The sequence below is a fragment of the Acidovorax temperans genome, assembly GCF_028596105.1.
GTDB lineage: Bacteria > Pseudomonadota > Gammaproteobacteria > Burkholderiales > Burkholderiaceae_C > Acidovorax > Acidovorax temperans.
In genome coordinates this window covers 1,735,369-1,753,866 of the sequence record NZ_CP117193.1, presented here as the reverse complement: position 1 = coordinate 1,753,866, position 18,498 = coordinate 1,735,369, and the positions used below count along the sequence as shown (strand labels likewise).

The window sequence follows — 18,498 nt, the reverse complement described above, 5'->3', positions numbered from 1 at the left end:
CATCGTCCACGCCCTCTTGCCCACGCCCGTGCTGTCTATCGCGCTGCTGGTGCTGTGGCTGCTGCTCAACCGTTCGATGAGTGCAGGGCACATCCTGCTTGGTACGCTGCTGGCCCTGGCCATTCCCCGCCTCACGGCCGGTTTGCGCCCGCTGCCAGTGCACATCCACAGCCCTTGGGCTGCGTTCAAGCTGGCCTGCACGGTGGTGGTTGATACCACCCAGTCCAACATGGCCGTGGTGCGGCTGCTGCTGCGGCCCAGCTCCCGAAAGCACCCGGCGGGTTTCGTGCGCATTCCCCTGGAGATGCGCGACCCCAACGCCCTGGCAACGCTGGCCATGATTGTCTGCATCACCCCAGGCACGGCCTGGGCAGAGCTGGCGCTGGACCGCAGCGCCCTGCTGCTGCATGTGCTGGAGGTGGACGACCCCGAGGCCGTCATCGCCCATGTCAAACAGCGCTACGAACGCCCCCTCATGGAGATTTTTGAATGACCCCCGTGCTGCAATGGGCCCTGCCGCTGGCCCTCATCATGCTGGCGCTGGCCATGGGTTGCGCGCTGCTGCGCATGCTCAAAGGCCCCTCGGCCCAAGACCGCGTGCTGGCGCTGGACTGCATGGCGCTCAACGGCATGTTGCTCATGCTGGTGCTGGGCCTGCACTACAGCAGCAAGAACTACTTTGAAGCCGCCCTGCTGCTGGCGCTGCTGAGTTTTGTGAGCACCATGGCCATGGCCAAATTTCTGCTGCGTGGCGAGGTGATCGAATGAGCCCCGCTGCCGTGACTGCCCTGCCCCTGTGGGCCGAATGGCTGGTGGCGGCGCTGGTGCTGCTGGGCGCCGGGTTGGCGCTGCTGGGCACCATCGGCCTGCTGCGCCTGCCCACCTTCTTCGAGCGGGTGCACGCACCGGCCATCATCTCGACGCTGGCCTGCTGGTGCATTGTGTGGGGTTCGGTGCTGTACTTTTCGATGGAAAGCGGCGAGCTGGCGCTGCACGCCCTGCTGATTGCCGCCTTCGTGTCCATCACCGTGCCGGTGAGCACGATTTTTCTGATGCGCGCGGCGCTGTTTCGTGCGCGGCAGGCCAATGACAACGTGCCCCCCAACCTCAGCGCCCCGACCGGTAGCCCCCGCAAAAGCTCCTGATTTGATAGCGCCTTGCGCTTGATGGACGAGCTTGCAGCCCGAAATTGTGCTGAATCCACCCTCGCTTGCGCACTAGAATCGCGCCATGATCGCTCCCCTTGCCATTTGCATTGGTGCCAGCCTGGGTGCTCTGGCCCGCTGGCGCCTGGGGTTGTGGCTCAGCCCCGGCGGGTTGATCCCCTGGGGCACCTTGGCGGCCAACCTCATCGGGGGTTACCTCATGGGTGTGTGTGTGGCCGTGTTCCAGGCCCTGCCCCAGCTGGACCCGGCCTGGCGCCTGGCGCTGGTCACCGGCTTTCTGGGCGCGCTCACCACCTTCTCCAGCTTTTCTGCCGAAGTGGTGGGCATGCTGCAACAGCAGCGCTACCTGCTGGCCCTGGGCACCGCCGCTGCTCACTTGCTGGGCTCACTGCTGCTCACCATCGTCGGGCTGCACAACGCTACATTCTTGATAGCAGATCGCGCTTGATACACCTGCCTTGACGCCACTTTTCACTATCAAAACAGGCCGCGCGCCAAAGCACTCGCCATTCCTTTTGTGACCCTATCCGACGCCAAAACCATGGAAGCCAACACCCAACTCAACGAACGCCGCCTGGCCGATGCCTGGGCCGAGCTGCACGCACACACCACCAACGGAAACCCGCTGCAAGCCGACGCCTATCGCATTGCTTTTGCTGACCCTGAATTTCTCTTCCGCCGGGAAACGCGCGGCATCCGTTTCCAGCTCGAAATGCTCAAGCCCGACCTGGGGCAGGCCGAAGCAGGCATTGAAAGCACCGTAGTGGTGTTCGGCAGCGCCCGGTTTGTAGACCCGGAGACAGCCCAGCAGCGCTTGGCCGAAGCCGAGGCCAGCGGCGACGCAGCCCGCATCGCACTGGCCAAGCGCGACGTGCGCAACGCCCGCCATTACGACCTGGCCCGCCAGTTCTCACGCCTGGTGGCGCAATACAGCAATGGCAAGCCTGAAGCCGAACGCCTGTACATCTGCACCGGCGGCGGTCCCGGCATCATGGAAGCGGCCAACCGCGGCGCGCACGACACGGGCGCCATGAACGTGGGCCTGAACATCGCCCTGCCCCATGAGCAAAACGGCAACCCGTACATCACGCCGTCGCTGTCCTTCAAGTTCCACTACTTCGCGCTGCGCAAGATGCACTTCATGATGCGCGCCAAAGCGCTGGTGGCCTTCCCCGGCGGTTTTGGCACGCTCGACGAGTTGTTTGAAGTGCTCACGCTGGTGCAAACCGGCAAAGCCAAACCGGTGCCCATCGTGCTGTTTGGCACTGCCTTCTGGAAGAAGCTCATCAACTTCGAGGCCTTGGTCGAAGAAGGCACGATCTCGCCCCAAGACCTGGGCCTCTTCCTCTATACCGATGACCCGCAAGAAGCCTGGGATTTCATCAAGGGGTTTTACGGGCTGTAAAAGCCTGTTGACTATCACTGGCCCACCCGGCACCGCACCAGGCCGCCGGGCGCAAAGCCTCAGTCTTCAATGCCGCGCTGCGCAGGCACCCCGGCCTTGAACGCGTGTTTGATGAGCTTCATCTCGGTCACCGTGTCGGCCAGCTCGATGATCTCTTCGGGGCAGCGGCGGCCGGTGAGCACCACGTGCATGTCCTTGGGCCGGTCGCGCAGGGTTTGCAGCACGCCTTCCAGCGGCAGCCAGCCATAAATCAGCGGGTAGGTGATCTCATCAAGCACCACCATGAAATGCTCGCCCCCCATGATGGTGGCGCGGGCCTTTTCCCAGCCATCGCGGGCCAGTTGGGCGGAATGCTCCAGGTCCTGGCTCTTCCAGCTGAAGCCGTCGCCCAGCCCTTCGATGGGGATGCCGATCTGCTCGAACATGCGGTGCTCGCCAAAGCGGGCGGTGGGCACTTTCATGAACTGGTAAATCTTGACGGCCTTGCCCCGGCCATGGGCGCGCAGGGCCAGGCCAAACGCTGCGGTGCTTTTGCCCTTGCCATCGCCGGTGTTGACGATGATGAGGCCACGGCGTTCGCCCTCGGGTTTTTCGTAGCGCTTTTCGGTGGGGGCGGCTTCAATTTGCATGGGATGGGTTCTCGTTCAAATCAGGGAAAGGCGGCGCAGCCGTGGGATGCAGTCGCGGCAGCGCCATCCACTGCCCGGCCACGCTGTGGATGGCAATGCGGTGGTCAAACACGCGCTCTACCGCACGGTGTGTGTCGGGGTCTGCCGCGGCGCCGTGGTGCACGATGCGCCCGCGTGCCAGCACGGCCACATGGTCGGCCTGCAGCGCCATCGATACCTCGTGCAGCACGCTCACCACGGTCTTGCCCTCGGCCACCAGCGCGCGCACCAGCAGCAGCCAGTCGGCCTGGTGGGGGGGGTCGAGGTTGGCCAGGGGTTCGTCCATCAGCAGCACCTGCGCCTGCACCGCCAAGGCGCGGGCCAGCAGCACGCGCTGGCGCTCACCACCCGAGAGGCCGCCCAGCGTGCGCTGGCGCCAGTCCCACGCGTGGGTGGCGCGCAGGGCTTGCTCCACGGCGGCATGGTCGGCTGCGCTGGGTGGGGCCAGCCAGGGCTGGTGCGGCAGGCGGCCCAGCATGGCCACGTCGTACACGGTGAGGTCGTCCGCCGCCGCTTCGTTCTGCCCCAACCACGACAGCGCCCGCGCCTTGTCGCGCCGGGGCCAGTCGGCCAGCTCGCGGCCCAGCAGGTGCACCGTACCGGTGTGCGGCATCAGCCCTGCCAGTGCGCGCAGCAGGGTGGATTTGCCGGCGCCGTTGGGGCCGACGATGCTCGTCCAGCACCCCGCCAGCACGGGCAGATGAATGTCTTGCAGTACAGGGCATGGGCCCACGCTAGCGCCCATCTGGTGGGCGTGGATAGCTATCAATTGAGGAGCATGCAACGTGATCACAACACGCTCCCTTGGCCGGTGCGCCGGTGCATCAGCCACAGCAGGTAGCCGCCGCCCAGCACGGCGGTGAGCACGCCCACCGGCAGCTCTTGCGGGGCGATGACCCAGCGCGCCAGCACGTCGGCGCCCATCAGCAACACGCCGCCCATCAGGCTGGCCAGCAGCACCAGCCAGGCGTGGGTGACTTTGGCCATGGAGCGCACCAGGTGCGGCGCGGCCAGCCCCACAAACGCGATCAGCCCCGTCTGCGCCACGGCCGTGCCGGTGGCCAGGGCCAGCACAGCCACCAGCGCCAGACGCATGGGGGCCAGCGGCAGGCCCAGGCTGGCGGCCGTGGCCTCTCCCAGGCTCAGGCCATCCAGCGCACGGCTGAACACCCAGGCCGCCAAAGCGCACACGCACCAGGCCGCAGCCATCAGCACGCATGAGGCCCAGCCGATGAAGCCCGCACTGCCCAGATTGAAGCCCTGCATGGACGGGATGATGTCCGGCGCGGCCAAAGTAATGAGGTCTTTGACGGCGCCCAGCACCACGCCCACGATCACCCCGGCCAGCAGCAGCCGCAGGGTGTGCTGCACGCCGCGCGCCAGTTGCAGCGTGAGCAGCACGGCCAGCACAGCGCCTGCAAAGGCAGCCCCCGTGAGCCCCAGCTTCACCAGCCATACGGTGGCCGGGGCCACGCCAAACAACGCCAGGGCCAATGCCACGCCCAGCGATGCACCCGAGGCACTGCCCAGCAAAAACGGATCGGCCAATGGGTTGCGAAACAGCCCCTGCGCTACGGCGCCCGCCAGGCCCAGCAGTGCACCTGCCAGCCACGCGCCCAGGCTGCGCGGCAGGCGAATGTCCCACACGATACGGGCGGCCAAGGGGTCGTCGGCCAGGCGCAGCACGCTGTCAAAACCCGTGCTGCCCACGCTGGCGCCCAGCCCCGCCAGCAGCACAGAGAGCACGATCAAGCCCAGCAACAGCAAGGCTGCGCGCTGGCGCGCCGTGGCAATGCCGGCGTGGGCTGCGGCGCGGCGCGCGGCTGAGGGCATGGCAGATTCGCTCATGGCCGGGCCGCCACGGGCCTGGGCTGGCGGGCCATCTTGTCGTTGATGCACTGGGCCATCAGCCGGGCGGCCTCGGCCATGCGGGGGCCGGGGCGCACCACGGTGTCCGAATCGTCCGGCCCAAACACGCACAGGCGCTGCTCACGCACGGCCTTGATGGTGTCCCACCCTGGGTACGGCACCATGTTCTGCATACTACGGTTGCCCATCATGATGAGGTCGGGGTTGGCGCGCACCACAAACTCGGGGTTCAGGCGCGGAAAGGGCCCGAGCGATGCGGGCACGATGTTCTTCACGCCCAGGCGCGTGAGCGTCTCGCCAATGAACGACGACTCGCCCGCGCCGTAGGGGCCACGGCTCACTTCAAAGTACACGCGGGTGTTGCGGGCCTCGGGCGCCAGGCTCTGGGCGGCGGCAGACACAGCAGCGTCGATCACGCGCCACACCTTGCGCGCGGCATCGTCGGGCTGGCCGAGCAGGCGGGCCATGGTGGCCAGCACACGCTGCACGTCGGCATGGGTTTTGGGCTCCAGCGTGACGACCTTCACACCCAGCGCCTCCAGCCGCTCGCCTGCGCGGGATGAGACGGACATCACCACCACGTCGGGCCGCAGGGCCACGATGGCCTCGATGTTGGGGTCCAGCCCACCGCCCACCTTGGGCAGCTTCTGCACGCTGGCAGGGTAATTGGAATAACGGTCCACGCCCACCAGGCGGTGACACTGGTCCAGCGCACAGACGGTTTCGGTCAGCGATGGCAGCAGGCTGACGATGCGCTGCGGCGCCTGTGGCAAAGCCACGGTGCGGCCCCGGTCGTCTGTGACGCGCACGCCCGTGGCAATGGGCGACGCATTCGCCGCAGCGCCCTGCGCGCGCGCCAGCGACACCATCAGCACCATCAGCACCAGCAACAACAGCACGATGGCCAGCACCATCAAAATGCGGCGCACGGGGGTGGGTTTCATCGCAAGGGTTCTTTCAAGGTCAGCGGCAAACCGGCCGCCATCAGCGTGACGCGTTCGCACGCCTGCGCCACTTGCTGGTTGAGCACGCCCAGCGCATCGACAAAGGCGCGCACTTCGCGGCCCATGGGAATGACGCCCAGGCCAATCTCATTGCCCACCAGCACCACAGGGCCTGGGGCTTGCTCAATCGCTATCAAAAAGTGAGCTGCTTGCGCTTTCCAGTCAAGCGCCAGAGCCTGTTTTTGCTTCAAATCCAGATCCTCATCACCTGCAGGCATGAGCCAGTTGGTCAGCCACAGCGTGAGGCAATCCACCACCACCAGCGTGTGCGCGGTGCTGTGCGTTGCCAGGGCAGCCGCCAGGTCGCGGGGTTCTTCCAGCGTCTGCAGGCCGGGCACGCGCTCGGCCCGGTCGCGCTGGTGGCGGGCAATGCGCTCGCGCATCTCGCCATCCCACGGCTGGGCAGTGGCGATAAGCAGCGCGTTGTGCGCGGGCGATTGGGCCAGCCAGTCACGCGCCAGCAGCTCGGCGCGGCGAGACTTGCCGCTTTTTTGGCCGCCGAGGATCAGCTCAGAGCGGCTGACTTGCATGGCGTGGCTCACGCAGCCACTCCACCCAGCAGCCGCGCCACCGCCACCGGATTGGAGGGAAACCAGGCGTGGAAATAACTGGCGTGGATGCTGCCCAGACGGTACAGCGCCTCGCCCGCATCGGCGGCCACGGGCTCATCGGGCCGCGAGGTGCGCGACACCACGGGCGCGTCGCTTTGCGCGGTGGAATAGTGGAAGGTGTGCCCACGCAGCGTGTGCCCATCCACCACCAGTTGCTGCGGGCCCAGCGCGGCCAGGCGCTTGTGCACCGTGACATGGCCGGGCAGCAGGCCCCACACAGGGTGCTGGGTGCCGTCCGTCAACGTGATGGATTCGAACAGTGCCATCATGCCGCCGCACTCGGCCCACAGGGGTTTGCGCTGCAGCACATGGGCCATCAGGCTGGCCTTCATGCCGGCATTGGCTGCGATGCGTTCGGTGTGCAGCTCGGGATAGCCGCCGGGCAGCCACACGGCGTCGCATTCGGGCAAGGCGGCGTCATCCAGCGGCGAGAAGAACACCACGCGCGCGCCCAGCTGCTCCAGCGTTTGCAAATTGGCGGCGTAGGTAAAGCAGAACGCAGCATCGCGCCCCACGGCCACGGTGCGGCCCGCAAGCAAGGCGGGGACGGGGCTGGTGTCGTCAGGCGCGGGGAAGTCCACCGCCCAGCGCTGCAGGTCTTGCGGGGTCATCTGGCCCAGCGGGGTGGCGGCCAGTGCGTCGGCGGCGGCGTGCAGCCGCTGGGCGCTGTCGGCCAGCTCGTGCGCGGCCACCAGGCCCAGGTGGCGCTCGGGCAGCAAGGCGGCGCCCTGTTTGCTGGCGGCGGGGGCATCGCCATGGCTCACGCGCATCAGCGCGCCCATCCAGTCGGCGCTGTCACGCAGGCCATCGCGCAGCATCTGCGCATGCCGCTCGCTGCCCACGCGGTTGGCCAGCACACCCGCCCAGGGCATGCCGGGGCGGTAGTGCTGCAGGCCAAAGGCCAGCGCGCCAAAAGTGCCCGCCATGGCCGATGCATCGACCACCGCCAGCACCGGCACGCCAAAGTGCTGTGCCAGGTCGGCCGCGCTGGGGGTGCCGTCAAACAGGCCCATCACGCCTTCGATGAGGATGAGGTCGTTGCTTTGCGCCGCAGCATGCAGGCGCTGGCGGCAGTCGGCCTCGCCGTTCATCCACAGGTCCAGCTGGTGCACAGGCTGGCCACTGGCCAACTGGTGCCAGTGCGGGTCCAGAAAGTCTGGCCCGCACTTGAACACCTGCACACGCAGGCCCCGGCGCGTATGCAAGCGCGCCAGCGCCGCCGTCACCGTGGTCTTGCCCTGCCCCGAGGCCGGGGCAGCAATCAGCAAGGCGGGGCAGCGGGCAGCGGCCTGCAACGGAACTGCGGGTGTCACTGCGGCGCCCACTTCAGGCCCACAAACAGCGTGCGGCCCGCGGTGGCATAGTTGCGGGCCAGCTGGTAGTCCTTGTCGGTCAGGTTGTCCACTCGGGCCAGCAGGGTGTAATCACGCGCAATGCGGGTGCTGGCGTACAGGTTGACCAGGGTGTAGCCGCCCAGCACGTTGGTGTTGGCCACCGTGTCAAAGCGGCGGCCCGAGGCCTGCACTTCGGCCCCCAGAGTCCAGCCAGCCACCACGGTATCGGCCCCGAAGGTGCCGTGGTGCTTGGCGCGGCGGGCCAGTTGCTTGCCGGTATCGAGGTCACGCGGGCGCTGCACATCAAGCGAGCCGTGCAATTGCATGGGGCCAATGCGGTGCGAAGCTGCGAAGGTCACGCCTTTGTATTCGGCGCGGGCTGTGTTGGCATAGCAGCCAAACGTGGAGGCACAAGGCCCTGCCCCGGCGAACGAAATCAGGTCACGCACCCGGTTGCGAAACGCCACCACCGAGAAGCTGCTGCTGCCCTGGGCATAGCGCAAGCCCAGTTCGGCGTTGCGCGCCGTCTCAGGGCTCAGAGAAGCCACGCCGTACTGGCTGAAGCGCTGGTACAGCGTGGGCGCACGGAAGGCCGTGCCCACCGATGCCGTAGCGCGCCACTGGGGCGTGATGGCGTAGCCATAGGCCACGCTGCCGGTGCCCTTGCCACCAAACTCGCTGTCTTCGTCGTGGCGCACGTTGACCTGCACCGTGTGCCCACCGGCGTTATAGCCATAGCCCAGCGCCACACCGTTTTGCGAGCGGTCGCGGTCGATGGGGTTGTTCTCCAGGTGGTCTTCGCGGCGCTCCAGCGCGGCTGTGACCAAGTGCGCACCTTCGCGCCATTCGTTCTGGAACAGGTAGCCGCGCAGGCGCGTGTCCGACAGGTAGACCGAGGGCTTGGTTTCGTATTCGTCGCGCGAATCGGTCACGCTGAACTTGGTTTTGTAGGCGCTGCTCCACTGTGCCTGCCAATTGAGGCCCAGCGCATGCATGGTGCGCAGGGCGCGGTCATCCTTGCCCAGGCCACTGTCGTAGCCGCTGTTGGTGTCGCCCACCATCAGCGTGCCTTCGAGGCGGTGCACGCTGTTGAGCTGCACGCCCACGCGGGCATTGCCGGCGGTATTGCGGTAGCCATCCTTGTCAGGGTTCTGGCCAGCGATGGGGCGGGCGTTGAAGCCATCGCTCTCGTCACGCAGCAGGCCCAGTGCGTAGTCCACGGTGCCACTGGCACCGCTGACACCAGCTTCGAGCTTGGTGGTGCCCCGGTTGCCTACGCCCACGGAGACAAACGGCGCAAAGCCCTTTTCTCCGCGCTTGGTAAAGATCTGGATCACGCCGCCCAGGGCGTCGGAGCCGTACACCGCGCCTGCCGGGCCGCGCAGCACTTCGATGCGGTCAATCAGTCCGAGCGGAATGGATTCCCACGCGGCGCCGCCGGTGGACTGCGAGTCCATCCGCACACCATCGATGTACACGGCGGTAAAACGTGATTCGGCACCACGCAAAAAGAGGCTGGTGGTCGTGCCAGGGCCGCCATTGCGGGACATTTCCACCCCGGGAAGACGGGCCAGCAAATCACCCAGGCCTGTGGCGCCACTGCGTTCAATGCTGTCGCGGTCCACGATGGACACATCGGCCACCAGGTCGGACAAAGGCTGCTGCGTGCGGGTGGCAGCGACGACGGTTTCAGACAAGGCGGGCGCGCGCTGGTTCTGCGCCAGCAGCGCGGAATCCGCCATGCTGACCTGGGCCTGGGCCGTGAAAGCGCACAGCCCGGCACAGGCCAAAGCCAGCGGACGGGGACGCAAGAACGACAACGCCTGGGTGCGGGCGCGCGGTGTGAAGTACTTCATGGTGGGAACGCAATCAACAAAATAACCCGTGCCGGCCTCCCCGCCAGCGTCTGGGTGATACGGCTGCGCAGCGTCTTTCATCAACGCTGGCAACCACCGTGTTGGCCGGTATCCGGGCTGGCAGAGCACCCTCCAATGCCTTCCCAGGGCTTGTTCAAGGCTCCCAGTGGCGTGTGAATGGAGAGGGGATCGGGCGATCCGTCTGCTGACCGTTGCGGGGGCAGCGCAGGTGAGGCTTGCCACGGCGGTGGGGTTACCTTTCTGCTTCCCGTTGAACTGCAGTCTGTGAACCAGCCTGCGAGCACCAACCGTCGGATTTTAGAACCTTGCGGCACCCCGTCCCAAAAAGACAACCCTACAATTGCGATCTCTATGGCTGAACCCTCCACCACCGACCAGATCGCCGAGCGTGTCGAGCGCCTGCTCTTGCGCCACGCCGAGTTGCAACGCACCAATGCCTTGTTGGCAGATCAGGTCAGCGCCCTGACGCAGGAACGCGACTCCCTGAAATCGCGCCTGAACGCGGCTCGCGCCCGGATTGACGCACTGCTCGAGCGGCTGCCTGCCAACGCCCCTGCCACCCCTGTCCACAAGGACGCCGAATGAAGCAAATCGAGGTCCAAATCCTGCAGCAAAGCTACCTGCTGGCCTGCCCAGACGGACAGGAATCACGTTTGCTGGACGCCGTGGAACGGGTGGACACGGCCATGACCCGAATCCGCGATGCAGGCAAGGTGCGTGCACGCGAGCGCATTGCTGTGTTGGCGGCGTTGAACCTGGCTTTTGAAGTGGCCGACCGTGATGCCGCCGCAGCCCAGGCAGCCGCGCAACCTGCGCCCGCCGGTGCACCCATTTCTGCAGTCGCTCCAACTGAAGAAGATACATTGCGCCTGCAGAGCTTGCTAAGTCGGCTGGACCAAGCCCTCGGGCAGGACGGACAGTTGTTGTAACTCCCTTCCAGCTGGGTGAGGCCATCGCTACGCGGTGCCCCCCCGCGCCACCCTCACAGGGGTCATGCCCCATGGGCTTGAAGATGGGCACGCACCAGCGACCTGATCCGAACGCCCGCCACGGTACTGGCCTATCCGCCTGCAGGGCGATAGCCAAGCGCCTACAATGCAAGGGTCTGCGGTGCTGCCGGGCTTTATATTTCCTTGAACCAATGCTCACTGAGCACGGGCTTGGTACATCGCCTGATGAGCGTGATCGTCTCGCGTCAGATGAACCCAACGTTAGGCTGCCCTCGCCCACCTGAACCCCCGGTTCAGGATGCCGGTCCGGTGGCATTCGCAGACACCTTCTTCATGGCTGGCGGCCCCACCCACCAACTCAGGTGGGGCCTCTACGCCCTCCTCAACGCCCCTCCTGTGATTCTTCGATGCTGGATCCCCTACTGATTGTTGAGCTGGGTTTATTGGGTTTGTGCACCGGCTTTCTCGCAGGGCTTTTGGGCATTGGTGGCGGCATGCTGCTGGTGCCCTTTCTGACCTACCTGCTGGACGCAAGGCAGGTGGCACCGGACCTGGCCGTCAAGATGGCCATTGCCACATCGATGGCCACCATCGTGTTCACCTCTGTATCCAGCGTGCGCGCCCACCACAAGCGTGGAGCCGTGCGTTGGGACATCGTCACCAAACTGGCTCCAGGCATTGTGCTGGGCGGTTTTGTGGCCAGCCTCGGTGTGTTCGCACTGCTCAAAGGCAGCTTCCTCGCTGTTTTCTTTGGCTTGTTTGTGAGTTTCTCAGCCGTACAGATGTTTCTGGACAAGAAGCCTGCTCCCACACGCCAAATGCCTGGAACCGCAGGCCAACTGGGCGCTGGTGGCTTCATCGGCTTTCTGTCTGGGCTGGTCGGTGCGGGGGGTGGCTTTGTCAGCGTGCCCTTCATGACATGGTGCAACGTGCCCATCCACAAGGCGGTTGCCACAAGTGCTGCCCTGGGTTTTCCCATCGCGCTGGCCAACGTGGTGGGCTATGTGATCAGCGGCCAGTCGGTTACCTCGTTGCCTGCAGGTTCTTTGGGCTACGTGTGGCTACCTGCTCTGGGCGTCATTGCCACCTGCAGCGTGCTCACGGCCCCTCTGGGAGCCAAGGCTGCGCATAACCTTCCGGTCAAAAAGCTCAAACGGGTGTTTGCCAGCCTGCTCTTCGGCTTGGCCGCCTACATGTTCTGGAAGGGCGCCTTCGCGTCCTGATGCGTCATCCACCGCGCGGGCTCTGACTACATTGGTGGGCTCGCTGCGATCGATGCGCAGCAATCCAGGGCGCAGCGCCGGGGAACTGATCAACCCTGAATCCGCTGCTGGACCAGCTCAGGGTTGAGCAGCAGTTCACCCAAGTCCTCGGGTGTAAGGCCCGGGGCACACAAAAAACCCTGGAATTGGTCGCAGCCCATTTGCTGTAGCAGCTCTTTTTGGGCCAACGTTTCCACCCCCTCGGCCACCACCTCTATGCGCAGTGCGTGCCCCATGCTGATGACGGCCCCCACGATGGCACGGTCGCCCTCATCTTCGGGCAAACCACGCACGAAGGACTGATCCACCTTGAGCTTCTGGATGGGCAGCTTCTTGAGGTAGCCCAGATTGGAGTACCCCGTCCCGAAGTCATCAATGGCCAGGCGCACGCCCAGGTCGCCCAGCACTCTCAGACGCTGCTCTGTCTCATGCGCATCCTGGAGCAGGATGCTTTCCGTCAACTCCAATTCCAGCCAATGAGCCGGGAGCTGGTACGTGGCCAGCAACGCAGTCAGCCGATCGATAAAGTCAGGCTGCCTGAACTCTAGTGCCGAAACGTTGACCGACACCACCATGGGGTGCCCCAACTCCACCCATCTGGCGCACTGACGGATGGCCTGCTCCATGACCCAGGCGCCCAAAGCAACAATGTAGCCACACTCCTCCGCCAAAGGAATGAACACTGCAGGAGACACCGCACCAAGATCCGGATCCCGCCACCGAAGCAAGGCTTCGGCACCCGTGATGCGACCTGTCTCCAGATTGACCTGAGGCTGGTAATGCACAGCCATGCGATCCAATCCCAATGCCTGCCGCATGGAATGCTCCAGCTTCATGCGAGATAGCAAGTTGGCATTCATTTGGGGTTGGTAAAAGCCATAGCTCCCGCGCCCACGGTCCTTGATACGGTACATGGCCGTATCTGCCTGCTTGATCAGATCGTCCAGTGACACGCCATCGTGCGGGTACAACGCAATACCGATGCTGCACTGAATGGAGAAGCCCATGTCATCCAGCGTGAACGGCCGCAGCATCTCATCCAGAATGCGCCGCGAAACGCCCTCAGCGACCGTGGCATTTCCTCCATGCAGGTAGATCACGAACTCATCTCCACCCAGCCGACAGAGCATGTCGGTCTGGCGCAGGCAGGTTTGCAGTCGCTCCGCCACCAGCTGAAGAACCCGGTCACCAAAGGGATGCCCCAGCGAATCGTTGATGATCTTGAAACGATCGAGATCCAAAAACAACACGGCGAAGCCACCAGACTGCTCCTGCGCATCCGCAATCGCGGTTTCCACACGCTGTGACAGCAACAATCGGTTGGGCAATCCCGTGAGGACATCGGTGTAGGCGAGCTCCTTGATCCGCTTTTGTGCGTTGTGCTGGGCAGTCAGATCGCGCATGAAGCCAATGCTCTGCATGAGCTTCCCACCATCGTCGTACACGACGACCCAGGAAAGCTGCACCGCACAAGGCGGCAAGCCGACCCGCGGCAGCCAAAGCTCCCCCTCCCAGAAACCCGATGTTTCCCATCCCGCTTTCACGTCAGTCATCCAGCGGGCTGGGCTTTCTAGCTCAAAGAGCGAGACTGCGGGCTGGCCCACGTGCAACTCTGTTGCCGAGCCAATCAGCTTCAGGCAACCAGGATTCATGCGCAGGATGCGGTGCTGGCTGTCTGCGATGAAAATGGCGTCGAGACTGGATTCGAACACCCGGGCAGCCAGACGCAGATGGGCCTGCGTTTCCGCCTGACGCGTAACGTCACGGAATGAATACACCCTGCCCACTGGAAGACCATGACTGAACTGCGGTACCGAGCGGCGCTCCAGCACGGTGCCTTCGGTCAGTTCAAGGATGTCCGAGCTCTCCTGCATCGGATCAGCAGCAATCTCCCGCAACCGCTCGGAATACAGCTCTGCCTCACGCACCTGTTTTGCCATGTGCGCAAAAACTGCCGAATCGTCACGTCGCGTGAGCAGTTCCGCAGGGATGCGCCAGATGTTGACCAACCGCTGGTTGAAAGCTCGAATGCTGCCATCCATGGCGCACACCAGCATGCCATCTGCTGCGGAGTCCAGGGTTGCCCTTAATTCCGATAGCAAAGTCTCCAGCTCTCGCTCGGTAGAACGTTGAGCCGTCAGATCAATCATGGTCAGGAGGAGAGCCCCTCCCCCATTTGGGAGGGTCACTCCGCGTACGCTTCGCTCCACAGGCACAAGGGCACCGCTGGCATGCAACACGCTGGTCTCTGAATGAATGCCTTCTGCCAGGGCCTGCACCGGCTGAGACCAAAACACAAAGTCTTGTGGAGTGGCTGCCAAGCCTTGAACGGGCGTGTTTACCAATTCGTGGACGGGCTTACCCACCAGCTCGGCCACAGCGTGGTTGGCGGCAAGAATGAGCAGAGAGGCTTCATCTACCAGGCAAACCGCTTCCAGCATCGCGTCCAGCCAGGACTGCGGCAAGGAATAAGTCACGACGCCTGGGCCTCTGAGTCAGGAGCGTCGGAGTTCACGGCACGCTCAAAGAAATAGCAGATGCGCTTGCGTGGAGACAGATAGTCCAGCGCATCACGGGGCAACTGCGATGGCTTCAAGCTACGACGAATACCCAGCTCAGGGACGGACTCCAGGTCCAAGATCGGGGCCTCGTCTTTGGGAACGCGCGAGTCATGCACGATCACCCGAGGGCGCAGGGGGCGCGAGGAATTGACCGAGGCCACGATGGCATAACGGTCATTCACCAATTGCACGATGGAGCCGGGGGGATAGACCCCCATCATGCGGATGAAAGCGCCGAGCACTACAGAATCGAAACGTGCCTTGTGCTGCGCAAAGATGATCGACAGGGTTTCGTGGGGGGTCAACCCTCCCCCCCCCACCGGACTGCACATGCGGTCGTAGTGGTTGACCAGAGCCACCACCTGGCTGGAACGCCCCAACTCCGAAGCACGCCTTTGCAGCGGGAACCCAGAGCCATCCACCATTTCGTGGTGCTGGGCAATCGTCGCGAGGACTGCCTTGCCCCATCCCATGCGGGTGGCAAGAGCGACCGATGCAGCAACATGGCTTTCATACTTCACACGCTCTGCTGGCGTCATGGCGGGTGAGGCAAAAGCGACGCGCAACGGCATGCCGACCTTGCCGATGTCATGCAACAGCGCTGCGACTCCCAAATCATGAAGCTCGGCGCTCTTCATCCCGAGTGCCTTGCCCAGCAGCAGACTGAGAACCATCACATTGACGGGGTGCAAGGCCCCGGGTTCTCCTACCCCCTCGGAAAGAAGGCGAATGGCCGAGTCCCCATTTTCCAGAAGGTCTGTAACGCACTCGGCAACCAAAGACTGCCCTTCTGCCTGAGCCTGCTGGGGCTGCTGGACCACCAGCTTTTCCATCGACATGTATTGCTTGGTAGCCTGCCTAAACCGCCGGTCACAAGCGAGGAGCGACGCGTTCTGAGCTGCAAGCAACATTCTGCGGCGCAACGCTGCCGACTCGCCTGGCGAGGAGTAAGTGGGCTGTTCAGCAGGCGCGCCGCTGGAGTCCGCCGAGCCATCAGTTGCGTTGCCAGATAAATCTGCGGGGGTGGCCAGTAACCCATCGCGAAACTCTGGATCGCTCTTTTTAGGCAGAACTTTGACGCTTGTGAGCCCCAATTCGCGCAAAGTGGCAATCTGCTCTGCCGAACCAATACGAAAGCTGCTCACCGGAAAGGGATGGTGCATCCAGCCCAGATCCAACTGGATATACATGCCAATACGCAATTGGCTTATATCGATGAGAACGAACGTATTCACAACAGGCCGGGAATAGGAAGCAAAATGTAACAATAGAACCACAATTGTTGAGGCCCATTATCACCACTTCTGATGCTTCCTTGAGGAACCTGGTGTCTCGCCCTGGATGCAAATGTCTTTTGCATGCCCAGTGCAGACAGCCTCATGTATAAGGGGAAAGATTGGTTCACGTTCGCTGAGATGACATGCTCATGGCGTATACAGAGCGCGGGCTCACCACACAGAGGAATGCGGAGCGGCTCGAATGTCCATGCGCATGGTCGCCCTTCGACGCGCTCGGTCCTGAAAGCGCTGCGGCGCCAGGCCTATGTACACCTCAACGGCACCAGAGCGAGGGTTTGTATACCAAATCCATCCACAACGCCCACACAGCGACACCACACAGAAGCGCGCCACTGATGCGCGTGCCCCAGTCACCCCGCAGTGAGCCCAAACGCTGCCGTACCCACCGCCAAGCCAATGGGCCGCCCACGAGCCAAAGACCGCTGCCCACAGCAAACAGCGCCATGGTCCAAGCACCCTGCAACGGCCCGCCGCTGAGTGCCGCTACCAGCAAGGCCGAATAGAGCAAACCGCACGGCATGAATGCCCACAAAGCTCCAGCACTGGCCACACCTGTTGACGAACCAAGCAGCGGCTGGACACGCCCCCAGACTGAACGGCCCGCCTGTTCGATCCAGGCTGGCTGTCGCGACTGGATCAGCATCATCAAGCCCCAGGCCAGAATGGCCACGTGCGTGAGGGTCCACAAGGGCCGAAGCGCCATGGTTTGCTGTGTAATCCAAGCCAAACTATCCATGGCCCAGGCCGCCATGGCACCGAGCGCCGCATATCCCACGATGCGACCCACATGAAAAACCCCGGTGCGCAGCCACGGCTGGGCAGAACGGCGGGGGTTGTCCATCCAGTGAACAGGCTGCTCCAGCGCGGCGGAGCCTTCCGGCTTTTGTACAGCCCCCACCACCGCAGCGCACGGAGCTGAGCACATGGCCAAACAATGGGTTCCTCCTACCAAACCCATGACCAGTGCGGTCCATGCAACAGTAGCCGACATGCTGTTCGTAGCCCTGCTCAGATGATGCGGGAGAAGCGGGCGCGGGTGCGATCGGCCTGCAGGTAACGATCAAAGACCATCGCAATACCGCGCACAAAGAACCAGCCCATGGGGGTCACTCGAACCCCTTCACTGCCCAACTCCACCAGACCTTGGGTTTCCATGTCCTTCAAACGGTCCAGTTCAGCAGCAAAGTACTTTTTGAAGTCGATCAGCCATGCTTGCTCCATCGGCTCAATCAGCAGTTCACCTTGGCACATCAACGCCATGATGGCAGCGCGTCTCACCAAGTCATCCCGGTTCAATGCCAGCCCCCGAACGACTGGCAGGCGACCCTGGTCAAGGAAATCGTAATACTCATCCAGGGTCTTGGCGTTTTGGCTGTAGGTCGCCCCAATGCGTCCAATCGCTGACACGCCCAGCCCAATCAAATCGCAATCGGGTTGGGTGCTGTATCCCTGGAAATTGCGGTGCAGGCGCCCCTGCCGTTTTGCAATGGCCAACGCATCAGTAGGCAAAGCGAAATGATCCATGCCGACGTATACATAGCCAGCGTCAATAAATGCATCCAGCGAACGCGAAAGCATGGCGACTTTGGCACCTGCTGTGGGCAACTCCGCTGAAATGATGCGACGCTGGGGCTTGAAGCGCTCAGGCAGATGTGCATATGCGTACAACGCAATGCGATCGGGTCGAAGCTGGGCAATCTGTGACAACGTCCGATCAAATGACTCAGGGGTTTGGCGTGGCAAGCCGTAAATCAAGTCCACATTGATGGAGTCAAACCCGATGGTGCGTGCAGATTCGACCAAAGCAAAAACTTGCTCTGCGGGCTGAACACGGTGTACTGCCTTTTGGACTTCAGAGTCGAAGTCTTGGACGCCAAAACTCAACCGGTTGAAACCCAACTCTGCCAACAATGCCAGACGCTCCGCGTTGACCGTGCGGGGATCCACTTCGATGGAATATTCCCCACCGGGAGCCAGAGTGAAGCTGCGCTTGAGCATGGACATCAACTCACACAGCCCATCATCAGACAGGAACGTGGGGGTCCCGCCACCCAGATGCAACTGGCTAACCACCTGCCCCACACCACATTGGGCTGTATGCAAGTCGATTTCGCGGCTCAGGTACCGCAAATAGACATCAGCACGATCATGGTGTTTGGTAATGATCTTGTTGCAAGCGCAGTAGTAGCATAGCGACTCGCAAAATGGGATGTGTACATACAGCGACAACGGCATGGCTTTGGAGCCTGTCCCCAAATGCCTTTGGGCCAACGCCAAGGCATAGTCCTCCTGACCAAAAGCCTCCACAAAACGGTCTGCCGTTGGATAAGAGGTGTATCGGGGACCCGGCACATCAAACCGGGTAAGGAGTTCTGGGGTAACAGCGGTCATGAGATATCCTTGCGTACTCGGTTACTGTGCCGCACCTTACCCTCTTCGTCCTTGACCTGAATCAAGTGAACCCACTGCTGGTGGAGCGACAATTTGATGCAT

At 63.3% G+C, this 18,498-nt stretch carries 19 protein-coding genes, 1 other RNA gene and 1 riboswitch; of the genes, 9 read left to right on the top strand and 11 right to left on the bottom strand.

Features of this window, described 5'->3' with window-relative positions:
* The first annotated feature begins 1 nt into the window (after window position 1).
* The 5 genes from PQV96_RS08335 (at window position 2) to PQV96_RS08315 (ending at window position 2,571) form a co-directional block, all read left to right on the top strand.
* The gene (locus PQV96_RS08335) at window positions 2-493 is read left to right on the top strand and encodes a Na+/H+ antiporter subunit E (protein ID WP_044398692.1); all 492 of its coding nucleotides are present in this window, start codon (window positions 2-4) and stop codon (window positions 491-493) included.
* Window positions 490-768 (top strand): K+/H+ antiporter subunit F, encoded by a 279-nt coding sequence (locus tag PQV96_RS08330; protein ID WP_044398599.1) that lies wholly within the window; start codon window positions 490-492, stop codon window positions 766-768. Before PQV96_RS08335 ends, PQV96_RS08330 begins: the two co-directional genes overlap by 4 nt.
* Window positions 765-1,145: a monovalent cation/H(+) antiporter subunit G gene (mnhG, locus tag PQV96_RS08325; protein WP_066784356.1), complete on the top strand. Its 381-nt coding sequence runs from the start codon at window positions 765-767 to the stop codon at window positions 1,143-1,145. The genes PQV96_RS08330 and mnhG overlap by 4 nt, the downstream gene beginning before the upstream one ends.
* Window positions 1,146-1,230: 85 nt before the next feature.
* Window positions 1,231-1,614: a fluoride efflux transporter CrcB gene (gene crcB, locus PQV96_RS08320; RefSeq protein ID WP_273624974.1), complete on the top strand. Its 384-nt coding sequence runs from the start codon at window positions 1,231-1,233 to the stop codon at window positions 1,612-1,614.
* A 93-nt stretch (window positions 1,615-1,707) separates the two neighbouring features.
* The gene (locus PQV96_RS08315) at window positions 1,708-2,571 is read left to right on the top strand and encodes an LOG family protein (RefSeq protein ID WP_207374024.1); all 864 of its coding nucleotides are present in this window, start codon (window positions 1,708-1,710) and stop codon (window positions 2,569-2,571) included.
* 59 nt (window positions 2,572-2,630) lie between these two features.
* Here the strand turns inward: PQV96_RS08315 and cobO are convergent, their stop codons facing one another.
* The 7 genes from cobO to PQV96_RS08280 are packed head-to-tail and all read right to left on the bottom strand — an operon-like array spanning window position 2,631 to window position 9,913.
* A complete protein-coding gene (gene cobO, locus PQV96_RS08310) occupies window positions 2,631-3,200 on the bottom strand; it encodes a cob(I)yrinic acid a,c-diamide adenosyltransferase (RefSeq protein ID WP_207374025.1) in 570 nt (189 codons plus the stop codon).
* Window positions 3,190-3,984: an ABC transporter ATP-binding protein gene (locus PQV96_RS08305; protein WP_207374044.1), complete on the bottom strand. Its 795-nt coding sequence runs from the start codon at window positions 3,982-3,984 to the stop codon at window positions 3,190-3,192. The genes cobO and PQV96_RS08305 overlap by 11 nt, the downstream gene beginning before the upstream one ends.
* A 44-nt stretch (window positions 3,985-4,028) precedes the next feature.
* Window positions 4,029-5,072: a FecCD family ABC transporter permease gene (locus PQV96_RS08300; RefSeq protein ID WP_207374045.1), complete on the bottom strand. Its 1,044-nt coding sequence runs from the start codon at window positions 5,070-5,072 to the stop codon at window positions 4,029-4,031.
* A gap of 11 nt (window positions 5,073-5,083) precedes the next feature.
* The gene (locus tag PQV96_RS08295; RefSeq protein ID WP_273624973.1) at window positions 5,084-6,052 is read right to left on the bottom strand and encodes an ABC transporter substrate-binding protein; all 969 of its coding nucleotides are present in this window, start codon (window positions 6,050-6,052) and stop codon (window positions 5,084-5,086) included.
* Window positions 6,049-6,642 (bottom strand): bifunctional adenosylcobinamide kinase/adenosylcobinamide-phosphate guanylyltransferase, encoded by a 594-nt coding sequence (gene cobU / locus PQV96_RS08290; protein ID WP_273624972.1) that lies wholly within the window; start codon window positions 6,640-6,642, stop codon window positions 6,049-6,051. The genes PQV96_RS08295 and cobU overlap by 4 nt, the downstream gene beginning before the upstream one ends.
* Before the next feature lie 8 nt (window positions 6,643-6,650).
* Complete coding sequence (locus tag PQV96_RS08285) at window positions 6,651-8,036, bottom strand: cobyrinic acid a,c-diamide synthase CobB (protein ID WP_273624971.1); 1,386 nt, start codon at window positions 8,034-8,036, stop codon at window positions 6,651-6,653.
* The gene (locus tag PQV96_RS08280; protein ID WP_420482190.1) at window positions 8,033-9,913 is read right to left on the bottom strand and encodes a TonB-dependent receptor domain-containing protein; all 1,881 of its coding nucleotides are present in this window, start codon (window positions 9,911-9,913) and stop codon (window positions 8,033-8,035) included. The genes PQV96_RS08285 and PQV96_RS08280 overlap by 4 nt, the downstream gene beginning before the upstream one ends.
* An 86-nt stretch (window positions 9,914-9,999) precedes the next feature.
* A riboswitch (cobalamin riboswitch) is annotated at window positions 10,000-10,235 on the bottom strand.
* A 50-nt stretch (window positions 10,236-10,285) separates the two neighbouring features.
* On the opposite strand from PQV96_RS08280, the gene PQV96_RS08275 reads away from it, so the two are divergent.
* The 4 genes from PQV96_RS08275 (at window position 10,286) to PQV96_RS08265 (ending at window position 12,107) form a co-directional block, all read left to right on the top strand.
* On the top strand, window positions 10,286-10,519 hold the full coding sequence (locus PQV96_RS08275; RefSeq protein ID WP_044398618.1) for a hypothetical protein: 234 nt from the start codon (window positions 10,286-10,288) through the stop codon (window positions 10,517-10,519).
* Window positions 10,516-10,863: a cell division protein ZapA gene (locus PQV96_RS08270; RefSeq protein WP_142081006.1), complete on the top strand. Its 348-nt coding sequence runs from the start codon at window positions 10,516-10,518 to the stop codon at window positions 10,861-10,863. The genes PQV96_RS08275 and PQV96_RS08270 overlap by 4 nt, the downstream gene beginning before the upstream one ends.
* Before the next feature lie 170 nt (window positions 10,864-11,033).
* Window positions 11,034-11,213: non-coding RNA, 6S RNA (gene ssrS / locus PQV96_RS22390), on the top strand.
* Window positions 11,214-11,291: 78 nt separating this feature from the next.
* Window positions 11,292-12,107, top strand: coding sequence for a sulfite exporter TauE/SafE family protein (locus PQV96_RS08265; protein ID WP_273624970.1), 816 nt, complete (start codon window positions 11,292-11,294; stop codon window positions 12,105-12,107).
* An 89-nt stretch (window positions 12,108-12,196) separates the two neighbouring features.
* Here PQV96_RS08265 and PQV96_RS08260 read toward each other — a convergent pair whose 3' ends face one another.
* The 4 genes from PQV96_RS08260 to hemN all read right to left on the bottom strand — a co-directional run bounded on the left by PQV96_RS08260 (window position 12,197) and on the right by hemN (window position 18,396).
* Window positions 12,197-14,587 (bottom strand): sensor domain-containing protein, encoded by a 2,391-nt coding sequence (locus tag PQV96_RS08260; RefSeq protein WP_273625237.1) that lies wholly within the window; start codon window positions 14,585-14,587, stop codon window positions 12,197-12,199.
* A gap of 32 nt (window positions 14,588-14,619) precedes the next feature.
* Complete coding sequence (locus PQV96_RS08255; protein ID WP_273624969.1) at window positions 14,620-15,942, bottom strand: cyclic di-GMP phosphodiesterase; 1,323 nt, start codon at window positions 15,940-15,942, stop codon at window positions 14,620-14,622.
* Between the two features lie 316 nt (window positions 15,943-16,258).
* Window positions 16,259-16,996, bottom strand: coding sequence for a sulfite exporter TauE/SafE family protein (locus PQV96_RS08250; RefSeq protein ID WP_273624968.1), 738 nt, complete (start codon window positions 16,994-16,996; stop codon window positions 16,259-16,261).
* A gap of 17 nt (window positions 16,997-17,013) precedes the next feature.
* Window positions 17,014-18,396, bottom strand: a complete 1,383-nt coding sequence (gene hemN / locus PQV96_RS08245) for an oxygen-independent coproporphyrinogen III oxidase (protein WP_142081014.1) — start codon at window positions 18,394-18,396, stop codon at window positions 17,014-17,016.
* Between the last annotated feature and the right edge of the window lie 102 nt (window positions 18,397-18,498).